Source organism: Xylophilus sp., assembly GCA_009914555.1.
Taxonomy (GTDB): domain Bacteria; phylum Pseudomonadota; class Gammaproteobacteria; order Burkholderiales; family Burkholderiaceae_C; genus WNDY01.
Window position 1 is genome coordinate 1 of record WNDY01000034.1, and the last position, 22295, is coordinate 22295.

Here is a 22295-nt window from a genome sequence, read left to right on the forward strand (position 1 = left end):
TGACCGTGGTAGCCAATACTGCTCGCGCGAGCACCGCGCCCTGTTGGAGCAATACGCTTTGATCGCCAGCATGAGTGCCAGAGGCAACTGCTACGACAACGCAGCAATGGAGAGTTGGAACCACAGTCTGAAGGTCGAGGCCATCCATGGTGAACACCTCGCCACACGGGAGCAGGCCAAGGCTCATGTGTTTGACTACATTGAGGTTGACTACAATCGGATCCGGCTGCACTCGACCCTGGGCTACCTCAGCCCAGAGCAGTACGAGCTGGCCAATGTCGCTTAGATAGGTGTCCGTAAATCAGGGGCAAGATCAGTCGGCAGCAGCGCATCGGCGGCGGCATGCGCGCCGAGCGGCCCGGCGGCCAGCGCGGCAAGCAGGCGGCGGCGGTCCATGTCAGCGGTCCACGGCGGCGTGCGCGGCCGGCAGTGCGTGGGCGGGGATGGCTGGGCGGATATACCCCCGGGGATAGCCTCCTTGCGGGCTCATTTTTCGCCTGCTGTGAGCATATACCCCTACCCCTGCCCTCTCCCGCATGCGGGAGAGGAGCCACGCGGGTAGCGCATCTCAGTTATCCATGGCGCTGCGCGCCACCCGCAGCGCATGAAACCGGCGCGGCCCAGGCGCGGGCAGCCGCGCAAGGGCCGCCCCGCCGCGCTGGCTGCGTCCCCCTGCCCGCATTGCGCCGCCATGCAAGAGCGGGGGGAAGGCGCGAAGCGCCTCAGGGGGGTGTTGTTTCATTTCAAGCCCGGGCCGAGGCGATGCGGTAGCGGAAGGTGTCCGGGTCCAGCGGGTCGAGGCGGCCGGCGGCGGTCTCGGCGTGCGGGTACATGAAGTAGCCCACCGGCGCCTGGGCCTGCGCGCCGGGCAGCGCGATGTCGTGGCCGGTGTTGTAGGCGATCCAGTTGCCTTCCCAGGCGCCGAACAGCAGCGCGCGGGCGGCGCGCACGCGCGGGTCGGCCGGGTCGGTGCCGCCTTTCTCCTCTTCGAGGACGACCTTGCGCACGTCGGCCGGGTCCACCGGGATCCAGCCGTGGCCGGCCGCGTAGAAGTCGGCGCGGCAGTGCTGGGCGCGGGTGATGTCGCCGCTCTTGCCCAGGCTCTTGAAGCCGCGGGCCGAATCGTCCACGCGCACGCCGTAGACGTCGCGCGCCGGCACGCCCGAGGCGCGCGCGAGCGCGACGAACAGACCGTTCAGGTCGGCGCACTTGCCGCCGAGGTTGCCGGTAGTCAGCAGGTACTTCACGTCGCCGGTGCCGCAGCCGCGCACGCTGCCTTCGCGGCGGCAGTTGGCGACGATCGAGTCGTAGATCGCGCGCGACTTGCCGATGGCGTCGGCCGGGCGGCCGGCCTCGCGCTGGATGCGGTCGGCCGTTTCGCGCACGATGCCGTCGAGCGGGGCGAGCGAGGTCGGCTGCAGATAGGGCCGCAGCTGCGCGGCCGGCAGGTCGTTGCGGGCCGAGGGCGCCGCGGCGAGGTCGGCGCTGCGGTCGCGCGTGGCGACGCGGCTGACCAGCGTGGCCCGGTGCGGCGCGGCGGGATCGTCCCATTCGACGGCGAGCAGGCGCGCGTCCTGGCCGGGGGCCTGCACGATCTCCGCGCGGCGTGCGCCGGGCGCGTCGAAGCGGGTGGAGAGCGTGCGCTGGTAGCCGGGCAGCTCGGCCAGCGGCACCGGCAGCCAGGCGCGGGCGGTGCCGCCGCGCTCGGCCAGGTCGACGGTGGTGGTCACTTCGTGCACCTGCCAGCCGTCGCCGGCCAGTTCGTCGGCGGCGCGGCGGGCGGCCCGGGCCGGCAGGCCGGCGGCCAGAGGCAGTGCGGCGGCAGTCTGGAGAAGGATGCGGCGTTGGTGGTTCATGGTGGGCTCGGCAGAAGGTGAAAGCGAAGTTGTCAGCCCCCAAGGATAATTCCCTGTCCCGGCTTCTGCCCGCACTGGAGCATTCCCGCATGACGACGACAACACCCCCCTCCTCCCCCACCGCCATCCCGCGCCTCACCTCCCTCTCGCACGGCGGCGGCTGCGGCTGCAAGATCGCGCCGGGCGTGCTGTCGGACCTGCTCTCGCGCAGCGCGCTGCCCCGGCAGTTCTTCCCCGACCTGCTGGTGGGCACCGAGACGGCCGACGACGCGGCCGTCTACCGCATCAACGACCGCCAGGCCATCGTCGCGACCACCGACTTCTTCATGCCGATCGTGGACGATCCCTACGACTTCGGCCGCATCGCCGCGACCAATGCGCTGTCGGACATCTACGCCATGGGCGGGCGGCCGCTGCTGGCGCTGGCTATCGTCGGCATGCCGATCAACGTGCTGCCGCCCGAGACCATCGCGCGCATCCTCGAAGGCGGCGAGTCGGTCTGCCGCGACGCCGGCATTCCGCTGGCGGGCGGGCATTCGATCGATTCGGTGGAACCCATCTACGGCCTGGTCGGCATCGGCCTGGTGGATCCGGCGCGGCTCAAGCGCAATGCCGGCGCGCAGGCCGGCGACGTGCTGGTGCTGGGCAAGCCGCTCGGCGTGGGCATCCTCTCGGCCGCGCTCAAGAAGAACCTGCTCGACGACGCCGGCTATGCCGCGATGGTGGCCGCGACCACCCAACTCAACCGCCCGGGCACCGATCTCGCGGAACTGGAGGCGGTGCACGCGCTGACCGACGTGACCGGCTTCGGCCTGCTGGGCCATGCGCTGGAGCTGGCGCGCGGCGCGGGCCTGACCGCGCGCATCGACGCGCAGGCGCTGCGCCTGCTGCCGGGCGTGCGCGCCTTCGCCGGACAGGGCATCGTGACCGGCGCGTCGGGCCGCAACTGGGCGTCGTACGGTGGGCAGATCGAACTCGCCCCGGGCGTGGACGCAGCCACGCGCGCGGTGCTGACCGATCCGCAGACCTCGGGCGGGCTGCTGGTCTCGGTCGCGCCCGAGGCCGTCGGCCCGGTGCTGGACCTGTTCACGCGCCAGGGCTTCGCCGACGCCGCCGTCATCGGCCGCGTCGAAGCCGGCGCGGCCCGCGTGGTCGTGGACTGAGACCCTCCGGCCGATGCGCAGCCACCAGGCCGAGGTAGGCGACCGCCACGCCTGCGACGCCATCATCGACGCGCGCTCGCCGTCCGAATTCGCGCTCGACCACATCCCGGGCGCCATCAACCTGCCGGTGCTCGACGACGCCGAGCGCGCCATCGTCGGCACGCTCTACGCGCAGGAGAGCGCCTTCGAGGGCCGCCGCGTGGGCGCCGGGCTGGTCGCGGCCAACCTCGCGCGGCACCTGGGCGGCTACCTGGCCGACAAGCCCAAAGGCTGGCGGCCTTTGGTCTACTGCTGGCGCGGCGGGCTGCGCAGCGGCGTGATGGTCTACTGGCTGCGCCAGGTCGGCTGGGACGCGCACCAGCTCGTGGGCGGCTACAAGCGCTGGCGCGGCCATGTGATCGAGCGCATCGAGACGCTTTCGCCGCGGCTGCCGCTGACCGTGATCGCCGGCCCGACCGGCAGCGCCAAGACCCGCGTGCTCCAGGCGCTGGAGCGCCACGGCGCGCAGGTGCTGGACCTGGAGGCCTGCGCCAGCCACAAGGGCTCGGTGCTCGGCGCGCTGCCCGGCGTGGCCCAGCCGTCGCAAAAAGGCTTCGAGACCCGCATCGCCGAGGTGCTGAAGCGGCTGGACCCGGCGCGCCCGGTGTTCGTCGAGGCCGAAAGCCGCAAGATCGGCCAGCTTGCCGTGCCACTGCCGCTGCTGGCCCGCCTGCGCGCCAGCCCGGTCATCGAGATCGACGCGGCCCCGCCGCAGCGGCTGGCCTACCTGCTGCGCGACTATGCCTACCTGGGCAGCGACCGGCCCGCGCTGGCCGCTTCGCTGGCCCGGCTGCGCGAGCTGCACAGCAACGCCACGATCGCGCGGTGGCAGGGCTGGGCCGAGGCCGGCGCGCTGCCGGTGCTGTTCGAGGAGCTGGTCCGCCTGCACTACGACCCGCTCTACGCCCGCTCGCAGCGCACCCATTTCTTCGCCTGGGACCAGCGGCGGCGGGTCGCGGCCGGACATCTGGACGACGACGGCATCGACGCGCTGGCGCAGCGCATCCTGGCGGCTTCCTAGAATCGGCGCAATGGAAGAACACGTACTGTCCGCGCCCGCGGCAGGCCCCGGAAGGAAGAAGCCCCGCGCGAAAAAGGCGTCGGAAGACACCCACTCCCTGCTGGAGCGCGCCGACCAGCTGCGGCGCGGGCTGTCGCAGACGATCGACGGCCGGCACAAATCCACCCTCGGCCAGTTCATGACGCCGGCGCCCGTCGCCCGGTTCATGGCGGCGATGTTTCCACCGGGCAGCAGCGCCGGGGAATGCCGGCTGCTCGACGCCGGCGCCGGCCTGGGCGCGCTGACCTGCGCCTTCCTCGACCGCTGGCGCGCCGGCGGCTTCGGCTTCGCGCGCGTCGAGGCCACGGCCTGCGAAGTCGACGACCGCCTGCGCGACCACCTCGCCGCGAGCCTTTCCCAGTACGCCGATCCGGCGCGCCTCGCCATCGACGTGCGGGGCGGCGATTTCATCCTCGATGCGGCCGCAGTCTTCACCGACGGCCGCGCCCGGCGCACCCACACCCACGCCATCCTCAACCCGCCCTACCGCAAGCTCGGCGCCAAGAGCGCGCACCGCCTGGCGCTGCGGCAGGCGGGCATCGAGACGGTCAACCTCTACACCGCCTTCGTCGCGCTGGCCGTGGAGCTGATGGCGCCCGGCGGCCTGGTGGTCGCGATCATCCCGCGCTCGTTCTGCAACGGCACCTACCACCGCCCGTTCCGCGAGCATCTCCTGGCGCGCTGCGCGCTGCGGGCCGTGCACCTGTTCCATTCGCGCTCCCAGGCCTTCAGCGACGACGAGGTGCTGCAGGAGAACGTCATCGTGCTGCTGGAGCGCGGCGGCGCGCAGGGGCCGGTGGCGGTCACCACCTCCACCGACGACCGCTTCGCCGACCTGGCGGCGGCCGAGCACCCGTTCGAGCGCATCGTGTTCCCGGACGATGCGCAGCGCTTCATCCACGTGCCGACCTCGGCGCAGGCCACCGAGCTGGAGCAGGCCGCGGGCGTGCAGTCGTCGCTGGCCGACATCGGCGTACAGGTCTCCACCGGCCCGGTGGTCGACTTCCGGTTGAAGGAGCACCTGCGCGCGCAGCCCGGGCCGGGGAGCGCGCCGCTGCTGTACCCGCAGCATTTCGCCGGCCGGCGCGTGGCCTGGCCGGGCGGCGGCGCGAAAAAGCCCCTTGCGATCGAGGTGAACGAGGCCACGCGCCGCTGGCTGATGCCTGCCGGCTTCTACTGCGTCGTGCGCCGGCTCTCGTCGAAGGAGGAAAAACGCCGCGTCGTGGCCCACGGGGTCCGCCCCGGCGACTTCCCGCCCGGCACCGGGCTGCTGGGGTTCGAGAACCACGTCAACGTGTTCCACATCCAGCGCGGCGGGCTGCCCGAGGCCCTGGCCCACGGCCTGGCCGCGTACCTGAACACGACCGCGGTGGACGAGGCGTTCCGCCGCTTCAGCGGGCACACGCAGGTGAACGCTGGCGACCTGAAGGCGATGCGCTATCCGGCCCGCGATGTGCTGGAGGCTTTCGGCCGGTGGCTCATCGCTTATCCGGATGCCACGCAGGAGGAGCTGGACGCGCGGTTCCGGGACAGCTGTCCCTGAGCCGGGCGGCCGGCGGCCCTCTTATACCCCATACAGTAGTCCCGTAGAGCGTTTGCAACTCGCCCGCCATGGGCCTATACCCCCCTAAAGCTCCACCAGTTCGCGCACCGCCTCCAGCAGCATGCCGCCCAGCCGCTCGGCCGGCGCGTCGTGCGCGGCCGGACTGCGGTGCAGGCCCAGCGCCATCGCCGGCAGCGCCGGCAGGCCGGCCGCCGCCGGGTCGAGCAGCTGCAGGTCGGCCGGCAGCCCGATGCGCGTGCGCAGCGTGAGCCCCAGCCCCGACGCGGTGGCCGCCCAGAGCGCGACCACGCTGGCGCTGCTGAACGCCTGCCGCCAGGCGATGCCCGCGCCGTCGAGCGCACCAGTGGCGATCTCGCGCAGCGGGCACGGCGCCTCCAGCAGCACCAGCGGCAGCGGCTCGCCGGGCGTCCAGGCCGGGGGCGCGCCGGCCGGGCCGATCCAGTGCAGCGGCAGCCGGGCGATCGGCTCGCCGCCGCCGGACCCGTCGCCGAAGGCGTCCCAAACCAGCGCCAGGTCCAGCGCGCCCTGGCCCACGGCCTCGCGCAGGTCGGCGCTGCGGGCCACGCGCACGTCGATGCGCACCTTGGGATGGGCGCGGGCGAAGCGGCCCAGCACGGCGGGCAGCAGCCGTTCGCCGAAGTCCTCCTGCAGCCCCAGCCGCACGCGGCCGGCCAGGTCGGCGCCGCGCAGCGCGGTCACGGCCTCGTCATTGAGGTCCAGCAGCCGCTGCGCGTAGGCCAGCAGCGTGTGGCCGGCCTCGGTCAGCGCCAGCCCGCGGCCGGCGCGCTGGAACAACGGCGTGCCGGCCTGGTCCTCCAGCTTGCGCAGTTGCGCGCTCACGGCCGAGGGCGAGCGGCCCAGCCGGTCGGCAGCGCGGGCATAGCTGCCCAGCGCCATGCCGGTGGCAAAGCTGCGCAGCACGTCGATGTCGAAATTCACCAGGCGCATGGCGATCATCCTGAAATCCCAAATGATTGGTTCGATATTTTCCGATTTTCAGAATGGATGTGCATGCCCACACTGCGGGCCACCATGTCCAGCAGCCTCCCGCCATCCCTCGTCCGCCCCGTCCGCAGCCTGTCGCGCCACCACCGCTGGAAGGTGCTGGCGCTGGGCGTGGCGGCCAACGTCTGCTTCTCGGCCGCGATCAACGGCCTGCCGACCACCGCCGTCCTGGTGCGCGCGGCCTACGGGCTCGACACCGCCGCGCTCGGCCTGGTGCTCGGCCTCATGGGTCTGGGCGTGGCCATCGGTGAGCTGCCCTGGGGCGTGGCCACCGACCGCTGGGGCGACCGGCCGGTGCTGCTGGCCGGCCTCTGGACCACCGGCGCGGCGCTGGCGGCGATGGCGCTGTGGGTATCGCCGCAGGCCGGCCACGTGCCGGCGATGGGCCTGCTGGCGGCCGGCCTGCTGCTGGTCGGCGTGCTGGGCGGCAGCGTCAATGGCTCCAGCGGCCGCGCGGTGATGCTCTGGTTCGGCCCCGGCGAGCGCGGCCTGGCGATGAGCATCCGGCAGACCGCGATCCCGCTCGGCGGCGGGCTGGGCGCGCTGGTGCTGCCCGCGCTGGCGGCCCGGCACGGCTTTGCCGCGGTCTACGGCGTGCTGGCGCTGTCGTGCGCGCTCTGCGCGCTGCTGGCCTGGCGCTGGCTGCACGAGCCGCCCGTGGCGGCACCGGCGCCCGGCACGGCCGCGCAGGCGACGGAACCGGCCGGCCCGCCGGCGCTGCGCGATGCCGCGCTCTGGCGCCTGGTGCTGGCCACCGGGCTGCTGTGCGCGCCGCAGTGCGCGGTGCTGAGCTTCGGCACCGTGTTCCTGCACGACGGCCTGGGCATCGCCGTGGGCACGGCCGCCGCGGCCATCGCGGTGCTGCAGGGCGGCGCGATCATGCTGCGCGTGTGGAGCGGCCACTGGACCGACCGCCGCGGCAACCGCCACGCCTACCTGCGGGCCTGCACGCTGCTGTCGGCGCTGCTGTTCATCGCGCTGGCGGCCAGCCCGTGCCTGGGCGCCGGCGGGGCGCTGGTGCTGCTGGTGGCGGCCGGCACCTGCGTGTCGGCCTGGCACGGCGTGGCCTTTGCCGAACTGGCGACGCGCGCCGGCGCGGCCCGGGTGGGCACGGCGCTGGGCATGGCCAACACGGCGGTGTTCGTGGGCTGCTTCCTCACGCCGGTGGCGATCGGGCAGGTGCTGCCGGCCGCGGGCTGGACGGCGGTGTGGCTGGGCGGGGCGGTGATCGCGGTGGCGGCGTTCATCCTGTTCGGTGCGCGGCGCAGTGCGGGGGTATAGTTCTGGAGCGCGCGTCTTCAACCTACTGTGAGGCTACATCCCCGGGGGTATCTGCCGGAATGAATCCGGCCCGCGACATGGGATGTCACCCGCGCGCGGAAGGAACCATTCCGGCCAGTTGCTGCTGCGCGATCACATGGCCGTGCGCCGCCGCCTTGGCGATCCACATCAGCGCCAGGGCGTCGTGGTCGCCCTCCCCCCGGCCCGCCGCATGCAGCAAGCCCAGCCAGTGCATGGCATCCGCCTCGCCCTGCTCGGCCGCCTGCGCCAGGAAGTGGGCGGCGATAGAGTGTGTCGCCCCCCCGGTGTTGAAGGCGCCGGAGTCCCCGGTGCCCGGTTCACGGCCGTCCTGCTGCGCCCGGGCCTCTTCCAGCGTGGCCAGCGCGAACAGCGCGCCGGTCTCGGCCTGGGCCTGCGCATCGCCCTGGTCGGCCCGCACCAGCGCGAGCACCTCTGCGCTGTCCAACTCCAGCGTCACGGCCGGCCGCACCACCTCGAACGGCACCAGCGCCCGGCCCCGTCCGTCGTCCAGCCGGGGCACCAGACCCTCTTCGATGCGCCGCTGCCAGGTGCGCTTGCTGCGGCCGGTCAGCACCGCAGCCGTATCGAGGCTGACGGCGAACGGGAATCCGGGGGTGGAAGTCATGCGCGGATTGTAGGAGCGCGGGCTGCGCGCAAGCGTCGCGGCCCGTGCACGACAGGACACCAAAGACACCGACTGTCACAGTCAGCGCGCGACAGCCGCCCCGCCCTGTCGCGTCGAAAGTGCGACAAACCCCGATGCGGACCCGAAATCCGCTCGCTTGACCCCTGGCATGCCGATTGCGGCCTGCTTTGCCAGGCAGGCAATTCCGCCTGTTTTCTTCTACAAGAGGTTCAGAGTGAAGGCTTCCGTTCAAAAGGGTTTCACCCTCATCGAACTGATGATCGTCGTGGCGATCATCGGTATTCTGGCGGCGGTGGCGCTGCCGCAGTACCAGAACTACACCATTCGGGCGAAGGTCACAGAAGGGCTGTCACTGGCCGGTGCGGCGAAATTGGCTGTAGCAGAAACCTTCGCCTCCAAGCCGGGCGAGGCCATCGATGCCTACACCGGCTCCGGCGAGCCTGCAGTGAATTCTTACGGTTACAAGTTCACCGCAACCAGCATCGTTTCATCCATTGCAATCGCTGCAATTGCAGCGACGCCGGTAGCAAACGACGGTGCGATTTCGATCACCTACACCAGCGTGGTTCCCAATACGACCATCGTCAAGCTCATCCCCGGTACGGGTGCGATTGTTGCCGACACGGGCCTGCCTACCAGCCCACTGACAAACGGCGAACCCATCGTCTGGGGTGGCACTACCCACAAGACCGCCTCCTATAAGTACGTACCCGCCAATTACCGCTTTGGCGGTTCCTGATTCACAGGGCAGGGACAGGCTCATCGATTATTTTCAGCCTGTCTCCGCAAAGGGCGCCCTGGTGGCGCCCTTTGTTTTTGCTCTTGCTTCTTCGTCACGACATTTCCTGCACATGCCCGTCCGCCTGCGCGCCGCGCTGCTGCACCTTTGCCTCTCTGCCTTGTTCGCACTGCTGGCGGCCCTGATCGCTTTCCGCCTGTGGTATCCCCCGCCCCTGGCACAGGCTGTGGACCTGCAACACATCTTCCTGATCCTGCTCGGCGTGGACGTGGTTCTCGGTCCCTGTTTCACCTTCCTGGTCTACCGCGTGGGCAAAAAGAGCCTGCGCATGGACCTCGCCGTGATCGTCGCCGTGCAACTCGCAGCCTTTGCCTATGGCTTTGCCGCGGTGGCCCAGGGACGGCCCGCATGGCTGGTGTTCAACATGGACCGCTTCGACCTCGTGCCCGCGCAGGACGTGGACACACGCCACCGCGATGCGGCCGCGCCCGCCTTCCGCCACGCGCCCTGGACCGGCCCGCGCTGGGCAGCCTCGCGCAACCCGGCCGACGCACAGGCCCGCAACACGCTGATGTTCGAATCGGCCCAGGGCGGGCCGGACCTTCCGCAGCGCATCGACCTGTTCGTGCCGCTCGAAGACGAGGCCGCCGCGCTGCGCGCACGCGCCAGGCCGCTGGACGACTTGCGCCAATTCAACCCGGCGCCCGCCGTCGCGGCGGCGCTGGCGCGCTGGCCCGGCGCCGACGGCTGGCTGCCGCTGGCGGCGCGGGCGCGCTCGATGGTGGTGCTGGTGCGCCGGGCCGACGCCCAGGTGCTCGGCGTGGTGGACCTGCGCCCGTGGGCCGGCGATGACTGAGCCCGCACCCGGGCGACCCGACCGTCGGCGCGCGGCGGCCCCGGCGGCGCGGCGTCATCGCCCATCGCGGGGCATTTCCCTGCTCGACGTGCTGCTCGCACTGGCGGCGCTCGCCGTGTTGGCGCTGATCCTGCTGTTGCAGTCGGCGCCGGCAAACTAGCGCGGCCGCCGCCTTCCGCAGCCGGAAAAGGCGCCGGCCGGGCAGGCCGCCGGTTCAAGTCAACAGTTTCTCGTCCAGCAGCTTTTGCACGATTCCCGCTTGCAGCTCGTCACGACGGCGTTTGCCGGCTGGACGGTCCTCCAAACCCGCCATCCAGCGTTTGAAGTCGACGAACACCTGCGGGTCGATGGTGCGCATCAGCGCCATCCGGCCGGTAGCGGACACCACGACCTGCTCGAACCGTGGTTTTTTCAGGAACTGTTCGGCTCGCCGGGCTTGAACTGGCCAGAGGTCACCTTCATCGTCGGTGAAACGGAAGGGACGTTCATCGCCTTCGGTGGTTTCCCGGCGCAGAAAGTCCACCTGGAAGCCCTTGGCGTCAATGGCGGTTTCGGCTTGGCCATCCATGCGCTGGAACGAAGGATCGGCGTCTTGCAGCACGCTCAACACCGACCGGTCGAGGCGCTGCATGGTGGAGAGGAACTGCACCCGCTTGCGCGCATCCCAGAGCAAATCGACGTCCTGGGTTGCCATGGCCCCTTGCACGATCCGTACAGCTGCCGCAGCCTCGTAGGCATAGAGGGCGTGCGTTCCAATGACGGTGAAGTGTTCGCCAAGTGCCGCGTCCTCCAAGGCGTTCAGCACGCCGATGACGGCCGCAGGCACCCGCCCGGCTTTCACGGCCCTGTTCAACCGTATGGCTTCAGCCAGGGCTGCATCCAGCGACTTGCGGCGCGCCTGCGTTTTCCGCTTGTTTCGGAGGAAGGCTTCGAGGATTTCTTCCTTTTCAGGCGTGCGTCGGCCCATCCTTTTCTGGCCGTTGTCGGGCGCGGTCTTCACCAGGTACTCGTAGCCCCCTCCTTCTTGAAGTACATGCCTCCGCAATAGGGGCGAGCCGCAGCAACCGCCCGGCGCCATTCCATGAAGATGGCCGCCGAGTCGATGGCTTGCCGGATGGCGTTGTCGGAGAGCGGGAGGAAGTCCATGGAGAAACAGGAGGATTCCCCGTATTTTTTAAAGATTCACAGTTTATACGGTGAATCCCTTGAAATCAATGACTTGGGAGAACTCCAACCGGGCTGCCAAGCACGGCGCGAGACGATCCGACCACGTCCAGTCGATTGACAAAGGGCGGCCGGGCCGTATTCCGACCCGATGGGGTGGCCTGGATGCAGGCCCGCCCGCGTCAGTCGCTCTTCCTGCCGGTCCTCAGCCTCGGCAAGATCTGCAAGGGCATCGAGGGCGTGGCCGAGCCCGCCTTCCGGCAGACGCTCACCGACTGGCTGGAGGCGGGCGTGTCCAACGACTTCGTGGGCTGCCTGCTGCCCATCGACGCGCTGGCAGCCGGCCGCTGGGGACGTTTGCAGGCCACGGCCGGGACGCACGCCGCCCGCCATCGATGGAAACCCGCCCCGCCCCCAATACCCCTGGGGGATACATCCTAGTGTGCCTGATTAGCAGGCGTATCAGGCATATACCCCCTTGCAAGAGGAAGGAGCCGGAGCGCTGCCGGCACTGCCGGTAGCGGCGCGGTCCACAGTTTGTACTCCGTTTGCGACAAGTTCATGCCCAACGGGTCGCAGCGCCGCACGGCACCGGCGCTCAGCCGAACGCCGCGAACGCGGCATCCACCCGGTCGGCGAAGGCGCGCTTGTCGGCCGCGCCGAGAAAGCTGCCCTCGAAGCCGTTGCGCGCGAGCCGCCAGGCCGCCGCCGCACCGAGTCCGGTGGCCGCGAAGGTCTGCACGTAGTTGTCGTTGACGTAGCCGCCGAAGTAGGCCGGGTCGTCGGAGTTGACCGTGGCCGCGAGCCCGGCGTCGAGCAGCCGGCCCAGGTTGTGGTCGGCCAGCCGCGGGAAGACCTTGAGCTTCTCGTTGGACAGCGGGCAGACGGTGAGCGGGATGCGCTCGCGGGCCAGCCGCTCCATCAGCGCCGCGTCGTGCACCGCCTGCACGCCGTGGTCGATGCGCTCGGCCTTGAGCACGTCGAGCGCGCTCCAGACATAGGCCGGCGGCCCCTCCTCGCCCGCATGGGCGACGACGTGCAGGCCCTTGTCGCGGCAGCGCGCGAACACGCGGGCGAACTTCTCGGGCGGATGGCCGACCTCGCTCGAATCCAGGCCCACGCCGACGATGCGGTCGAGAAAGGGCTCGGCCTGCTCCAGCGTGGCGAAGGCGTCTTCCTCGCTCAGGTGGCGCAGGAAGCACAGGATCAGCGACGCGCTCACCCCCAGTACAGTGCGCGCCGCGGCGCAGGCGCGGTGCAGGCCGTCGATGACGGTGGCCATCTCCACGCCGCGCGCCGTGTGGGTCTGCGGGTCGAAGAAGATTTCGGTGTGCAGCACGTTGTCGGCCGCGGCCTGCTCCAGGTAGGCCCAGGCCATGTCGTGGAAGTCCTGCGCGGTGCGCAGCACGCTGGCGCCGGCGTAGTTAGATGTCGAGGAAGCTCTGCAGGTTGGTGAAGGCGTAGGCGCGCCGCAGTTCGTCCACGTCCGCATAAGGCAGCGCCACGCCGTTGCGCCGGGCCAGCGCGAAGATCAGCTCGGGCTCCAGCGAGCCCTCGACATGGATGTGCAGTTCGGCCTTGGGCATGGCGCGCAGCAGCACGGGCAGGCAGTCGCCCGGGATGCGGGCGGGATCGAAAGGCAGGTCGTGGAAGGCCAGGTCAGGCATGGCAGCAACCGTCAAGGCAGGCGGGCCGGCAGCGGACGATCACAGGTCGGCCAGCACCCGCACGTGCGCTTCGACGCTGCGCGCGAGCGCGTCGAGGCTGTAGCCGCCTTCGAGCACCGAGACGATGCGGCCTTTCGAGAAGCGCCGCGCCACATCCTTGATGCGCATGGTGATCCAGGTGTAGTCGCTCTCGGTCAGGCCGAGCTGGCCCAGCTCGTCCTCGCGGTGGGCGTCGAAGCCGGCGCTCACGAAGACCATCTCGGGCTTGAACGCCTCCAGCCGCGGCAGCCAGACCGACTCGATCAGCTCGCGGATCTCCATGCCCCTGGTATAGGCCGGCACCGGCAGGTTGAGCATGTTGGATGCCGGATGTTCGGTGCCCGAGAACGGATAGAGCGGATGCTGGAAGAAGCCGACCATCAGCACCCGGTCGTCGCCGGCCAGGATGTCCTCGGTGCCGTTGCCGTGGTGCACGTCGAAGTCGACGATGGCCACGCGCTTGAAGCGGTGGCGCTCCAGCGCATAGCGCGCCGCGACAGCCACGTTGTTGAAGAAGCAGAAGCCCATGGCCTTGCCGTGGCAGGCATGGTGGCCGGGCGGGCGCACGGCGCAGAAGGCGTTCTCCAGCTCGCCGGCGATCACCGCGTCGGTCGCGGCCAGCGCCGCGCCGGCCGCATGCAGGGCGGCGTCCCAGGTGTGGACGTTGATGCTGGTGTCGGGGTCGATCGGGCTGTAGCGCGGGCCGCCGGCCAGCTGGTCCTCGGCGAGGTTCTGCGACAGACCGCGCAGGCCGGCCACGTGCATGCGGTCGTGGGCCAGCTCGATGTCGGCCAGCGCCGCGGCCGGCGCCTCGCGGCGGTCCAGCGCGTCGCCCACGCCGGTCAGCAGCAGGCGGTCCTCGATGGCATCGAGCCGCTCGGGGCATTCGGGGTGGCCCTCGCCCATCTCGTGCCGGCGGCATGCCGCGTGGGTGTAGTAGCCGGTCCTGTGTGCCATCGTTGTTCCGTTTGTCTCTGGTAACGTCGGAGCATGCAAGCACAGCCCCTCGTCGCGTCGCTCCTGAACCAGCTTAACACGGTGATCGTGGGCAAGCGGCAGCAGGTGCAGGACTGCGTGGCCTGCCTTCTGGCCGGCGGCCACCTGCTCATCGAGGACGTGCCCGGCGTGGGCAAGACCACGCTGTCGCACGCGCTGGCCACCAGCTTCGGCCTGCAGTTCTCGCGGGTGCAGTTCACCGCCGACCTGATGCCCAGCGACCTGACCGGCGTGTCGGTCTACGAGCGCGCGCGCGAGGGCTTCGTGTTCCACCCGGGGCCGGTGTTCGCCCAGGTGCTGCTGGCCGACGAGATCAACCGCGCGAGCCCCAAGACCCAGAGCGCCCTGCTCGAAGCGATGGAGGAGAAGCAGGTCACGGTGGAGGGCGAGACGCGCGCCCTGCCGCAGCCCTTCTTCGTGATCGCCACGCAGAACCCGCTCGACCAGCTCGGCACCTTCGCGCTGCCGGAGTCGCAGCTCGACCGCTTCCTCATGCGCATCTCGCTGGGCTACCCGGACCGCGCGGCCGAGCGCGAGCTGCTCGCCGGCCGCGACCGCCGTGCGGTGCTGGAGAACCTGCTGCCGGTGCTGTCGGCCGACGACCTGGCCGCGCTGCAGGCGCAGGTGCAGGCCGTGCACGCCGCTGCTGGACTACGTGCAGGACCTGATCGCCGCCACGCGCTCGGGCCGCTGGTTCGTGCAGGGGCTGTCGCCGCGCGCGGCCATCGCCATCGTGCGCGCGGCCAAGGCCCAGGCGCTCCTCGCGGGCCGCGACTACGTGGCGCCGGACGACGTGCAGGCCATCCTGCCGCAGACGGCGGCGCACCGCCTGGTGCCCGTGGGCGAAGCCGGCCGCGGCGCGGCCGAGCAGGTGCGGGCGCTGCTCGACGCCACGCCGCTGCCGTGACCGGCGCCCTGCGCTCCCGGCTGCGCGGCTGGTGGCTCACGCGGCTGCCGCGCACCGACAGCCTGCTGCTGACCCAGCGCAACATCTACATCGTGCCCACGCCGGCCGGGCTGGCGCTGGCGGCCACGCTGCTGCTGCTGCTGGCATCGATCAACTACCAGCTCAACCTGGGCTACCTGCTGACCTTCGTGCTGGCCGGCAGCGCGCTGGCCGGCATGCACGCGGGCCACGGCACGCTGCGCGGTCTGACGCTGCACCTGGTGCCGCCGCAGCCGCAGTTCCTGGGCGCGCCGGTGGAACTGGCCATCGAGTTCGCCAGCACCCGCCGCCGCCCGCGCCATGCGATCGCGGCCGAGGTGCGCGGCAGCGGCCGCTGGGTCTTCACCGACGTGCCGGCGGCCGCGAGCGCCGTGCTGCACCTGGCCTTCGAGCCGCAGCGGCGCGGCCTGCAGCCGCTGCCGCCGCTGGCGGTGCAGACGCTCTACCCGCTCGGCACCTTCCGCGCCTGGTCGGTCTGGCGCCCGGCCTCGCAGGTGCTGGTCTATCCCACGCCCGAGGCCGCGCCGCCGCCGCTGCCGGCCGGCGAGCCGCTGGCGGGATCGGGCGGATCGGCCGCCGCGCGCGGCATGGGCGAGTTCGACGGCGTGCGCGCCTACCAGCGCGGCGATCCGCTCAAGCTCGTGGTCTGGAAGAAGGCGGCGCAGGCGCTGGCCACCGGAGGCGGCCAGCTGGTGAGCCGCGATGCGCAGCAGGCGCGGCTCACCCAGCTGTGGCTGGACGCCCAGCGCACCGGCCTGCCGGCCGGCGAGGCCCGGCTGTCGCGGCTGACCGCCTGGGTATTGCAGGCCGACGGCCTGGGCGTGGACTACGGCCTGCGCCTGCCGGGCGCCAAGATCGCGCCGGGCAGCGGGCCGGCGCACCGGCGCCGCTGCCTGGAGGCGCTGGCGCGAAGCTGACGGATGCCAGGCGGGAGCCGCCGTTGGGAACAGGCCGAAGCGGTGCTGCCGCGCCTGGATGCGCGTCAGTGCCGGTGGGCGTCGTGGCCCGGCGCATTCGACGACGGGTTGAGCCCGCGGACCGGCACCTGCACGTCGATCGACTCGCGGCCGCCGCGGGCGTTGCGGAAGACCAGGGTCAGCGGCACCTCCTCGCCTTCCTTGAGCTGGCGCTGCAGGTCCAGCAGCATGACGTGGTAGCCGCCGGGCCTGAGTTCCACCGGCCTGCCGGCCGGCACGGCGAGCGCCGGCACCTGGCGCATCTTCATCACGTTGTCCTCGACCGCCATTTCGTGCACCTCGGCCACGGCGGCGACGGGCGAGCGGGCCTCCACCAGCGTCGTGTCCTCGGTGGAGCGCAGCGTCAGGAAGGCGCCGGTGGCCTTCTGCTGCGGCACGGTCGCGCGTATCCACGGCTGCTGCACGGTGATGTCGGCGCGGGCGGCGCCTGCGGCCAGCAGCACTGCGATCGCGAGGGCGCGGGAAGGGAGGCAATGGAATGTCGGGTTCATGGTGGTATCGAAAGTGGATTCGTCAAAGGGTTCAGGCCGGCTGCAGCAGCCGGCGTACGTCGTCGGCATATTCCTGCGCGGTCTGGTCGTGTCGCATGACCAGCCGCAGCCGGCCCTGCGGGTCGTAGACGTAGCTGAAGGCGGAGTGGTCCATGGTGTAGGAAGAGCCGGTCGGCACCTTCCTGAAGAACACCTTGAACTCCCGCGCCGTGTCCTGCGTGCCCTGCACGTCCGTCCACAGGCCGAGGAAGCCCGGGTCGAACGCGGCGGTGTAGGCCTTGAGCACCGCGGGCGTGTCGCGCTCCGGGTCCACGGTCATGAACAGCACCTGGAAGCGCCCGCCATCGGCGCCGAGCAGCCGCTTGACCTCGGCGGCGCGGGCCAGGGCGGTCGGGCAGACGTCGGGGCACTGGGTGAAGCCGAAGAACAGCAGCACCGCCTTGCCGCGGAAGTCCGCCAGCGTGCGCTCGTGGCCGTCGGGGTCGCGCAGGCGGAAGTCCCGGGCATAGGTCGTCACGTCGGACACGTCCACGCCGCGGAAGGCCGGCGGCTCCCGGCGGCCGCAGCCGGCCAGCGCGGCAAGTGCACCGGCGCCGGCCAGCCGCAGCAGGCCGCGCCGTGGAGGGGGAATGCAGCCCGGCGCGCGCGGGCGCGGGCTGTCGCTCGTCGAGAAAGCCATGGAAGGATGACCGGACAGGCGTGGAACGCCCGAAGGTTGGCCGGCGTGCGGCAGGCGGATTCCCGCTGGGGGCAGCGGGCGGAGCGGCGGCGCCGGTGGCGCCGCCGCCTTCTCTTCAGTTCGACGCGGATTCAGGAAAGCGCCGGCGGCCCGCGCGGCGGCAGCGGCGCGCCGGCGGTGCCCGCGACATGCACCTGCGCCGCAGGCAGCCGCGCACGGGCCAGCGGCTGCGGCAGCTCCGCGCGCGGCAGCTGCGGTGCGGGCGGCGGCGCGGCGCCCAGGCACAGGGGACAGTCGAGCGTGTGGCGGCCGGCGTCGATGGCCCTGCCGTCGTCGCCGCTCGCCACCATCCTGACGCCCGCGCCGGCGGTGCAGACCAGTTCCATCGACTGCGGATGGACGACGGGCGATGCGACAGCCACGCCCAGCGCCAGCACGAACCACGCCAGGACCAGCCGGGCGAGCCGCGAGGACGAGGTGCGCAGGACATGCATGGCAGACATTATTGCCCGGCAAGCCGCAGCGGCAGCCCTGCAGGTCCCGGGACGGGCAGGACGATCACGGCGCCGGGGCAGATTCGCCCTGAGCATCGTGCGGGCTGACCATGCAGGCGTTCGAGCCGCACGCGCGCGCATTGGCCGCGGCGGTGGCGCTGCCTTGCATTCTCTTCGGCGCGACGCGGCGCGACGCGGCGCGGCGCGGCGTCGGTGCGGTGGGGTCTGGCGGCGCCTGCGCGGCCAAGGCGCGGCGGTGCGGTCCGGTGAGGCCGGCACGGCAGCGCGAAGCCGTCCTACGCCGCCGTCGCATGCGCCCGCCTACGCTGACAGCATGAACAGCCGCACGCCCGCCCCGCCAGCCGCCGCCCCCGCCTCCTCCCGCGCGCTGTGGAAGGGCGCGATCAGCTTCGGCCTGGTCCACATCCCGGTGGCGCTGTACTCGGCCACGACCAGCTCGGGCGTGGACTTCGACTGGCTCGACAAGCGGACGATGGACCCGGTGGGCTACAAGCGCATCAACAAGAAGACGGGCAAGGAAGTGGCGCCGGCGGACATCGTCAAGGGCGTGGAATACGAGGATGGCAAGTACGTCGTGCTGACGCCCGAAGAGATCGCCTCGGCCTATCCGCGCACCACGCAGACCATCGAGATCGAGGCCTTCATCGACGCGGCCGAGATCCCGTTCGTCTACCTGGAGCGGCCCTACTACATCGCGCCGGTCAACCGCGGCGAGAAGGTCTACGCGCTGCTGCGCGAGGCGCTGCTCGCCAAGAAGCGGGTGGGCGTGGCGCGCGTCGTCATCCAGACCAAGCAGCACCTGGCCGTGCTGGTGCCGGCCGGCCCGGCGCTGGTGCTGAACCTGCTGCGCTGGGGCGGTGAGATCCGCTCGTGGGAACAGCTCAAGCTGCCGCCCGAGGGCAGCAAGGCCAACAACATCCGCCCGGCCGAGATGGAGATGGCCGCGGCGCTGATCGACGACATGACGGCCAAGTGGGAGGCCGACCACTTCCGCGACTCGTTCAAGGAAGAGATCCTGCGGCTGGTGGAGACCAAGGCCCGCGCCGGCGAGATCGAGCAGGTCGAGGAAGAACAGGCCTTCACCGCCCCACGCGGCGCCGAGGTGATCGACCTGACCAGCCTGCTGCGCCGCAGCCTGGAGCACGGCCGCGGCGAGCGCGATGCGCCGGCGCCCGCGAAGAAGCAGGCCGCCCCGCGCAGGAAGGCCGCGGCCAAGGCGCCGGCCCGGCGGCGCGCGGCCTGAAGCAGCCCGCCCCATGGCCCGGCCCAACCCGCTCGCCACCTACCGCGCCAAGCGCGACTTCCGCCGCACGCTCGAGCCGGCCGAAGGCGGCGAGGCCGGCGGCGACGTGCTGCGCTACGTGATCCAGAAGCACTGGGCCTCGCGCCTGCACTACGACCTGCGGCTGGAGATCGACGGCGCCATGAAGAGCTGGGCCGTGCCCAAGGGGCCGAGCCTCGACCCGGCGGACAAGCGCATGGCCGTGCAGGTGGAGGACCATCCGATCGCCTACAACCGACTCGAGGGCCAGATCCCCGCCGGCCAGTATGGCGCGGGCCGCGTCATCGTCTGGGACAGCGGCAGCTGGGCGCCCGAGGGCGACCCGGCCGAGGGATACCGCAAGGGCAAGCTCAAGTTCACGCTGCACGGCCACAAGCTCCAGGGCGGCTGGACGCTGGTGCGCATGCATGGCCGAGGCAGCGAGAAGCAGCCGCCCTGGCTGCTGATCAAGGAGCGCGACGGCTTCGACCGGCCGGCCGGGGAATACAGCGTGGTCGAGGCGCTGCCGGACAGTGTGAGCGGCCTGAATACCCCCCCGCCTACATCGCCCAAGCGCTTGGCTGCCGCCAACGACAAGCCCATACTCCCTGCATTCTCGCATGGCAGGGCGGCGGCTCTGCCCGAGAGCCTGTCGCCCCAGCTCGCCCTCCTCGCCTCCGAGCCGCCGCGCGAGGCGCAGGACTGGCTCTACGAACTCAAGTTCGACGGCTACCGGCTGCTGGCCCGCCGCGACGGCAGCCAGGTGCAGCTGATCACCCGCAACGGCCACGACTGGACCCATCGCCTGCCCGCGCTCGCCCGCGAGGTCGCCCGGCTGCCGCTGCGCTGCGGCTGGCTCGACGGCGAGATCGTGGTGCAGGACGAGCGGGGCGCGCCGGACTTCCAGCGCCTGCAGAACGCCTTCGAGGGCGAACGCACCGAGACCCATCGTCTACTTCCTCTTCGACCTGCCGTTCGCCGACGGCGAGGACCTGCGCGGCCTGCCGCTGGTTGAGCGCCGCGCGCGGCTGCAGCGGCTGCTCGAAGGCGCGCGCGGCGACACGCCCCACATCCGCTTCAGCGATGCCTTCGACGCCGCGCCGGCCGACCTCGTGGCCTCGGCCTGCCGCATCGGCTTCGAGGGCGTGATCGGCAAGCGGCGCGACGCCCCCTATGCCTCGCGCCGCAACGGCGACTGGATCAAGCTCAAGTGCAGCCAGCGACAGGAGTTCGTCATCGGCGGCTGGACCGACCCGCAGGGCGCGCGCACCGGCCTGGGCGCGCTGCTGCTCGGCGTGCACGACGACGGGCGGCTGCGCTATGCCGGCAACGTCGGCACCGGCTTCAGCCAGCAGACGCTGGCCACGCTGCGCGAGAAGCTCGACGCCCTCGCCCGCAAGGATTCTCCGTTCGATCCGCAGCCGGCCGGCACCGCCCGCGTCCACTGGGTCGAGCCGCGGCTGCTGGCCGAGGTCTCGTTCGGCGAATGGACGGAGACCGGCCGCATCCGCCATTCCGTCTTCCACGGCCTGCGCGAGGACAAGCCCGCCCGCGCCATCGGCCGCGAGCGGGCGGTGAAGCCCGAGGCCCGCCCCCCTGCCCAAGCCATGACCAAGACCCTGCCCGCAGGCCGCCTGCACGTCACCCATGCCGACCGCGTGATCGACCCGTCGACCGGCCTCACCAAGCTCGACCTGGTGCGCTACTACGCGACCGTCGCGCCGCTGATGCTGGAGCACCTGCGGCAGCGGCCGGTCGCGCTCGTCCGAGCGCCCGACGGCGTGGACGGCGAGAAGTTCTTCCAGAAGCATGCCGAGAACACCGCCATCCCCGGCTGGACGCAGCTGGACGCGCGCCTCGACCCCGGCCATGCGCCGCTGCTCGAACCCGCCACGCCCGAGGCCCTGCCGGAGGCCGCGCAGTTCAACGTCGTCGAGCTGCACAGCTGGAACGCGCGCCACGACCGCATCGAGCGGCCCGACCGCATCGTGTTCGACCTCGACCCCGGCGAAGGCGTACCCTGGCCGCGGGTGCAGGAAGGCGCGCAGCTGCTCCAGGTGCTGCTGCAGGAACTCGGCCTGCCCGCGTTCCTGAAGACCAGCGGCGGCAAGGGCCTGCACGTGGTGGTGCCGATCCGGCGGCTGCACGGCTGGGACGCGGTCAAAGGCTTCGCGCAGGCCGTGGTGCAGCACTTGGCGCAGACCATTCCCGACCGCTTCGTCGCCAAGAGCGGGCCGCGCAACCGGGTCGGAAAGATCTTCGTGGACTATCTGCGCAACGGCCGCGGCGCGACCACCGCGGCCGCCTGGTCGGCCCGCGCGCGGCCCGGGCTGGGCATCTCGGTGCCGGTGGGCTGGGACGAACTGGCCGCGCTGAGCGGCAGCGCCCACTGGACCATCGCCACGGTGGAGCAGCGGCTGCGCACCGGCAATGCGCCGTGGCAGGGCTACGACAAGGCAGCGGTATCGATCACGCAGCCGATGCGGCGCCTGGGCCTGTGAGCCGTCGCGCCGCCGCCCTCGCCGCGTTCATTCGTCCCCGCGGCCGGCATCGAAGTCGGCCAACGGCCGCTGCGACTGCACCAGGGCCAGCGACTCCTCCACGGCGGCACGCACACTGCCCGGCAGGCCGGCGAGGTCGCAGCCCCAGACGACCCTCCAGTTCGCGGCGCCGCCCGGCGCGACCGCCTCGACGATCTCCATGCGTGAGAACAGCTGCGCGAGGAAGCCCGCGGCCCGCCCGCCGCGGGCGAGCGTGGTGAAAAGCGCCTGGGATATCTCGACTTTCAGATAACGCGTCATAAGGCCCTGCCCGACTCCCTGCCCGGTGCAATCCGGATGGCGGGAGTGCCCGGAAAATGCCGGGGCGATTCTGGCAGCCGCGGCGCCGGTCTCCTATGTCTTTTGACATAGCAGCGGACGGTTAGCCCTCCTCTCCGCCGCGCCGCTGCCTTTTCACCGCGCTGCGGATCGCCTTGCCCTCCAGCCGGCGCCGCTGGGACGCGCGTGTGGGCTTGGTGGCCTTGCGCGCCAGCGGCGCCACGGCCGCGGCGGCCACCAGCGCCTGCAGCCGCGCGATGGCGTCGGCGCGGTTGGAATCCTGGCTGCGGCTGCGCTGGGCCTTGATGACGACCGTGCCGTCGGCCGCGATGCGCCGGTCGGCGCGCGCGAGCAGGCGCTCCTTCACCTCTGCGGGCAGCGACGAGGCCGGAATGGAAAAGCGCAGCTGCACCGCGCTCGACACCTTGTTGACGTTCTGCCCGCCCGCGCCCTGGGCGCGCACGAAGCTGAACTCCATCTCGTCCTCGCGGGCCCGCACCGGCATGGTGGC

The 22295-nt window shown here is 71.6% G+C and carries 23 protein-coding genes and 3 pseudogenes; 14 read left to right on the forward strand and 12 right to left on the reverse strand.

The window, feature by feature from the left end; translation table 11 throughout:
• Positions 1 to 286, forward strand: a 286-nt coding sequence (locus tag GAK38_RS14975; RefSeq protein ID WP_291783619.1) for an IS3 family transposase, incomplete at its 5' end; no start/stop codon positions are given.
• Between the two features lie 457 nt (positions 287 to 743).
• Here GAK38_RS14975 and GAK38_RS14980 read toward each other — a convergent pair.
• On the reverse strand, positions 744 to 1856 hold the full coding sequence (locus GAK38_RS14980; RefSeq protein ID WP_325345456.1) for a transglutaminase-like domain-containing protein: 1113 nt from the start codon (positions 1854 to 1856) through the stop codon (positions 744 to 746).
• An 89-nt stretch (positions 1857 to 1945) separates the two neighbouring features.
• Between GAK38_RS14980 and selD the strand changes: the two genes are divergently transcribed.
• Genes selD through GAK38_RS14995 form a run of 3 tightly spaced genes read left to right on the forward strand, consistent with a single transcriptional unit; the run spans position 1946 to position 5661 of the window.
• Positions 1946 to 3019, forward strand: coding sequence for a selenide, water dikinase SelD (selD, locus tag GAK38_RS14985; protein WP_325345458.1), 1074 nt, complete (start codon positions 1946 to 1948; stop codon positions 3017 to 3019).
• A gap of 13 nt (positions 3020 to 3032) precedes the next feature.
• Positions 3033 to 4079: a tRNA 2-selenouridine(34) synthase MnmH gene (mnmH, locus tag GAK38_RS14990; RefSeq protein ID WP_325345460.1), complete on the forward strand. Its 1047-nt coding sequence runs from the start codon at positions 3033 to 3035 to the stop codon at positions 4077 to 4079.
• A 10-nt stretch (positions 4080 to 4089) separates the two neighbouring features.
• Entirely contained in the window at positions 4090 to 5661 is a 1572-nt protein-coding gene (locus GAK38_RS14995) for an Eco57I restriction-modification methylase domain-containing protein (RefSeq protein WP_325345462.1), read from the forward strand.
• A gap of 84 nt (positions 5662 to 5745) precedes the next feature.
• Here GAK38_RS14995 and GAK38_RS15000 read toward each other — a convergent pair whose 3' ends face one another.
• Positions 5746 to 6630, reverse strand: a complete 885-nt coding sequence (locus tag GAK38_RS15000) for a LysR substrate-binding domain-containing protein (protein ID WP_325345464.1) — start codon at positions 6628 to 6630, stop codon at positions 5746 to 5748.
• Positions 6631 to 6714: 84 nt separating this feature from the next.
• On the opposite strand from GAK38_RS15000, the gene GAK38_RS15005 reads away from it, so the two are divergent.
• Positions 6715 to 7968: an MFS transporter gene (locus tag GAK38_RS15005; RefSeq protein WP_325345466.1), complete on the forward strand. Its 1254-nt coding sequence runs from the start codon at positions 6715 to 6717 to the stop codon at positions 7966 to 7968.
• 85 nt (positions 7969 to 8053) lie between these two features.
• Here GAK38_RS15005 and GAK38_RS15010 read toward each other — a convergent pair whose 3' ends face one another.
• On the reverse strand, positions 8054 to 8614 hold the full coding sequence (locus GAK38_RS15010; RefSeq protein WP_325345468.1) for a hypothetical protein: 561 nt from the start codon (positions 8612 to 8614) through the stop codon (positions 8054 to 8056).
• A 277-nt stretch (positions 8615 to 8891) separates the two neighbouring features.
• Here GAK38_RS15010 and GAK38_RS15015 point away from each other — a divergent pair, with 277 nt between their 5' ends.
• The 3 genes from GAK38_RS15015 (at position 8892) to GAK38_RS15025 (ending at position 10390) form a co-directional block, all read left to right on the forward strand.
• Positions 8892 to 9374 carry a pilin gene (locus tag GAK38_RS15015; protein ID WP_443089226.1) on the forward strand — a complete coding sequence of 161 codons (483 nt, stop codon included), beginning with the start codon at positions 8892 to 8894 and terminating at the stop codon, positions 9372 to 9374.
• 112 nt (positions 9375 to 9486) lie between these two features.
• The gene (gene tfpZ, locus GAK38_RS15020) at positions 9487 to 10230 is read left to right on the forward strand and encodes a TfpX/TfpZ family type IV pilin accessory protein (RefSeq protein ID WP_325345470.1); all 744 of its coding nucleotides are present in this window, start codon (positions 9487 to 9489) and stop codon (positions 10228 to 10230) included.
• Entirely contained in the window at positions 10223 to 10390 is a 168-nt protein-coding gene (locus GAK38_RS15025; RefSeq protein ID WP_325345472.1) for a hypothetical protein, read from the forward strand. The genes tfpZ and GAK38_RS15025 overlap by 8 nt, the downstream gene beginning before the upstream one ends.
• Before the next feature lie 54 nt (positions 10391 to 10444).
• On the opposite strand, the gene GAK38_RS15030 is transcribed toward GAK38_RS15025, so the two are convergent.
• Positions 10445 to 11230, reverse strand: coding sequence for a GSU2403 family nucleotidyltransferase fold protein (locus GAK38_RS15030; protein ID WP_325345474.1), 786 nt, complete (start codon positions 11228 to 11230; stop codon positions 10445 to 10447).
• On the reverse strand, positions 11227 to 11376 hold the full coding sequence (locus GAK38_RS15035) for a hypothetical protein (protein WP_325345476.1): 150 nt from the start codon (positions 11374 to 11376) through the stop codon (positions 11227 to 11229). Before GAK38_RS15035 ends, GAK38_RS15030 begins: the two co-directional genes overlap by 4 nt.
• Positions 11377 to 11511: 135 nt before the next feature.
• Between GAK38_RS15035 and GAK38_RS15040 the strand changes: the two genes are divergently transcribed.
• Positions 11512 to 11835, forward strand: a complete 324-nt coding sequence (locus GAK38_RS15040; RefSeq protein WP_325345478.1) for a hypothetical protein — start codon at positions 11512 to 11514, stop codon at positions 11833 to 11835.
• Between the two features lie 157 nt (positions 11836 to 11992).
• Here the strand turns inward: GAK38_RS15040 and GAK38_RS15045 are convergent.
• Positions 11993 to 13061 (reverse strand): annotated as a pseudogene (locus GAK38_RS15045) (adenosine deaminase).
• 39 nt (positions 13062 to 13100) lie between these two features.
• Positions 13101 to 14057 carry a histone deacetylase family protein gene (locus GAK38_RS15050; RefSeq protein WP_325345480.1) on the reverse strand — a complete coding sequence of 319 codons (957 nt, stop codon included), beginning with the start codon at positions 14055 to 14057 and terminating at the stop codon, positions 13101 to 13103.
• A 33-nt stretch (positions 14058 to 14090) separates the two neighbouring features.
• Between GAK38_RS15050 and GAK38_RS15055 the strand changes: the two are divergent.
• Positions 14091 to 15003 (forward strand): annotated as a pseudogene (locus GAK38_RS15055) (AAA family ATPase).
• Positions 15000 to 15959 (forward strand): DUF58 domain-containing protein, encoded by a 960-nt coding sequence (locus GAK38_RS15060; RefSeq protein WP_325345482.1) that lies wholly within the window; start codon positions 15000 to 15002, stop codon positions 15957 to 15959. Before GAK38_RS15055 ends, GAK38_RS15060 begins: the two are co-directional and overlap by 4 nt.
• A gap of 65 nt (positions 15960 to 16024) precedes the next feature.
• On the opposite strand, the gene GAK38_RS15065 is transcribed toward GAK38_RS15060, so the two are convergent.
• The 3 genes from GAK38_RS15065 to GAK38_RS15075 all read right to left on the reverse strand — a co-directional run bounded on the left by GAK38_RS15065 (position 16025) and on the right by GAK38_RS15075 (position 17683).
• A complete protein-coding gene (locus tag GAK38_RS15065; protein WP_325345484.1) occupies positions 16025 to 16510 on the reverse strand; it encodes a copper chaperone PCu(A)C in 486 nt (161 codons plus the stop codon).
• A 31-nt stretch (positions 16511 to 16541) separates the two neighbouring features.
• Positions 16542 to 17189 carry an SCO family protein gene (locus tag GAK38_RS15070; RefSeq protein WP_325345486.1) on the reverse strand — a complete coding sequence of 216 codons (648 nt, stop codon included), beginning with the start codon at positions 17187 to 17189 and terminating at the stop codon, positions 16542 to 16544.
• A gap of 131 nt (positions 17190 to 17320) precedes the next feature.
• Positions 17321 to 17683: a hypothetical protein gene (locus GAK38_RS15075; protein ID WP_325345487.1), complete on the reverse strand. Its 363-nt coding sequence runs from the start codon at positions 17681 to 17683 to the stop codon at positions 17321 to 17323.
• 334 nt (positions 17684 to 18017) lie between these two features.
• Between GAK38_RS15075 and ku the strand changes: the two genes are divergently transcribed.
• From ku to ligD, 3 genes and pseudogenes are all read left to right on the forward strand, one after another.
• Positions 18018 to 18947, forward strand: a complete 930-nt coding sequence (ku, locus tag GAK38_RS15080; protein ID WP_325345488.1) for a non-homologous end joining protein Ku — start codon at positions 18018 to 18020, stop codon at positions 18945 to 18947.
• A 13-nt stretch (positions 18948 to 18960) separates the two neighbouring features.
• Positions 18961 to 19980, forward strand: a complete 1020-nt coding sequence (locus GAK38_RS23960) for a DNA polymerase ligase N-terminal domain-containing protein (RefSeq protein ID WP_443089223.1) — start codon at positions 18961 to 18963, stop codon at positions 19978 to 19980.
• Positions 19934 to 21361 (forward strand): annotated as a pseudogene (ligD, locus tag GAK38_RS23965) (DNA ligase D); the annotation flags it as partial. The gene GAK38_RS23960 and the pseudogene ligD, both read left to right, overlap by 47 nt.
• A gap of 132 nt (positions 21362 to 21493) precedes the next feature.
• Here the strand turns inward: ligD and GAK38_RS15090 are convergent.
• A complete protein-coding gene (locus GAK38_RS15090) occupies positions 21494 to 21766 on the reverse strand; it encodes a hypothetical protein (protein ID WP_325345490.1) in 273 nt (90 codons plus the stop codon).
• Between the two features lie 121 nt (positions 21767 to 21887).
• Complete coding sequence (gene arfB, locus GAK38_RS15095; protein WP_325345492.1) at positions 21888 to 22289, reverse strand: alternative ribosome rescue aminoacyl-tRNA hydrolase ArfB; 402 nt, start codon at positions 22287 to 22289, stop codon at positions 21888 to 21890.
• Positions 22290 to 22295: the final 6 nt, after the last annotated feature.

Excerpts from the sequence above, each read along its gene's own strand:
- GAK38_RS23960 (WP_443089223.1), top strand. The coding sequence starts at position 18,961 with ATGGCCCGGCCCAACCCGCTCGCCACCTACCGCGCCAAGCGCGACTTC.
- GAK38_RS15010 (WP_325345468.1), bottom strand. The coding sequence starts at position 8,614 with ATGACTTCCACCCCCGGATTCCCGTTCGCCGTCAGCCTCGATACGGCT.
- GAK38_RS15070 (WP_325345486.1), bottom strand. The coding sequence starts at position 17,189 with ATGGCTTTCTCGACGAGCGACAGCCCGCGCCCGCGCGCGCCGGGCTGC.
- GAK38_RS15065 (WP_325345484.1), bottom strand. The coding sequence starts at position 16,510 with ATGAACCCGACATTCCATTGCCTCCCTTCCCGCGCCCTCGCGATCGCA.
- GAK38_RS15005 (WP_325345466.1), top strand. The coding sequence starts at position 6,715 with ATGTCCAGCAGCCTCCCGCCATCCCTCGTCCGCCCCGTCCGCAGCCTG.
- tfpZ (WP_325345470.1), top strand. The coding sequence starts at position 9,487 with ATGCCCGTCCGCCTGCGCGCCGCGCTGCTGCACCTTTGCCTCTCTGCC.
- arfB (WP_325345492.1), bottom strand. The coding sequence starts at position 22,289 with ATGCCGGTGCGGGCCCGCGAGGACGAGATGGAGTTCAGCTTCGTGCGC.
- GAK38_RS15000 (WP_325345464.1), bottom strand. The coding sequence starts at position 6,630 with ATGCGCCTGGTGAATTTCGACATCGACGTGCTGCGCAGCTTTGCCACC.
- GAK38_RS15090 (WP_325345490.1), bottom strand. The coding sequence starts at position 21,766 with ATGACGCGTTATCTGAAAGTCGAGATATCCCAGGCGCTTTTCACCACG.
- GAK38_RS14995 (WP_325345462.1), top strand. The coding sequence starts at position 4,090 with ATGGAAGAACACGTACTGTCCGCGCCCGCGGCAGGCCCCGGAAGGAAG.
- GAK38_RS15050 (WP_325345480.1), bottom strand. The coding sequence starts at position 14,057 with ATGGCACACAGGACCGGCTACTACACCCACGCGGCATGCCGCCGGCAC.
- GAK38_RS15025 (WP_325345472.1), top strand. The coding sequence starts at position 10,223 with ATGACTGAGCCCGCACCCGGGCGACCCGACCGTCGGCGCGCGGCGGCC.
- GAK38_RS15075 (WP_325345487.1), bottom strand. The coding sequence starts at position 17,683 with ATGCATGTCCTGCGCACCTCGTCCTCGCGGCTCGCCCGGCTGGTCCTG.
- GAK38_RS14980 (WP_325345456.1), bottom strand. The coding sequence starts at position 1,856 with ATGAACCACCAACGCCGCATCCTTCTCCAGACTGCCGCCGCACTGCCT.
- ku (WP_325345488.1), top strand. The coding sequence starts at position 18,018 with ATGAACAGCCGCACGCCCGCCCCGCCAGCCGCCGCCCCCGCCTCCTCC.
- GAK38_RS15035 (WP_325345476.1), bottom strand. The coding sequence starts at position 11,376 with ATGGACTTCCTCCCGCTCTCCGACAACGCCATCCGGCAAGCCATCGAC.
- GAK38_RS15015 (WP_443089226.1), top strand. The coding sequence starts at position 8,892 with ATGATCGTCGTGGCGATCATCGGTATTCTGGCGGCGGTGGCGCTGCCG.
- selD (WP_325345458.1), top strand. The coding sequence starts at position 1,946 with ATGACGACGACAACACCCCCCTCCTCCCCCACCGCCATCCCGCGCCTC.
- mnmH (WP_325345460.1), top strand. The coding sequence starts at position 3,033 with ATGCGCAGCCACCAGGCCGAGGTAGGCGACCGCCACGCCTGCGACGCC.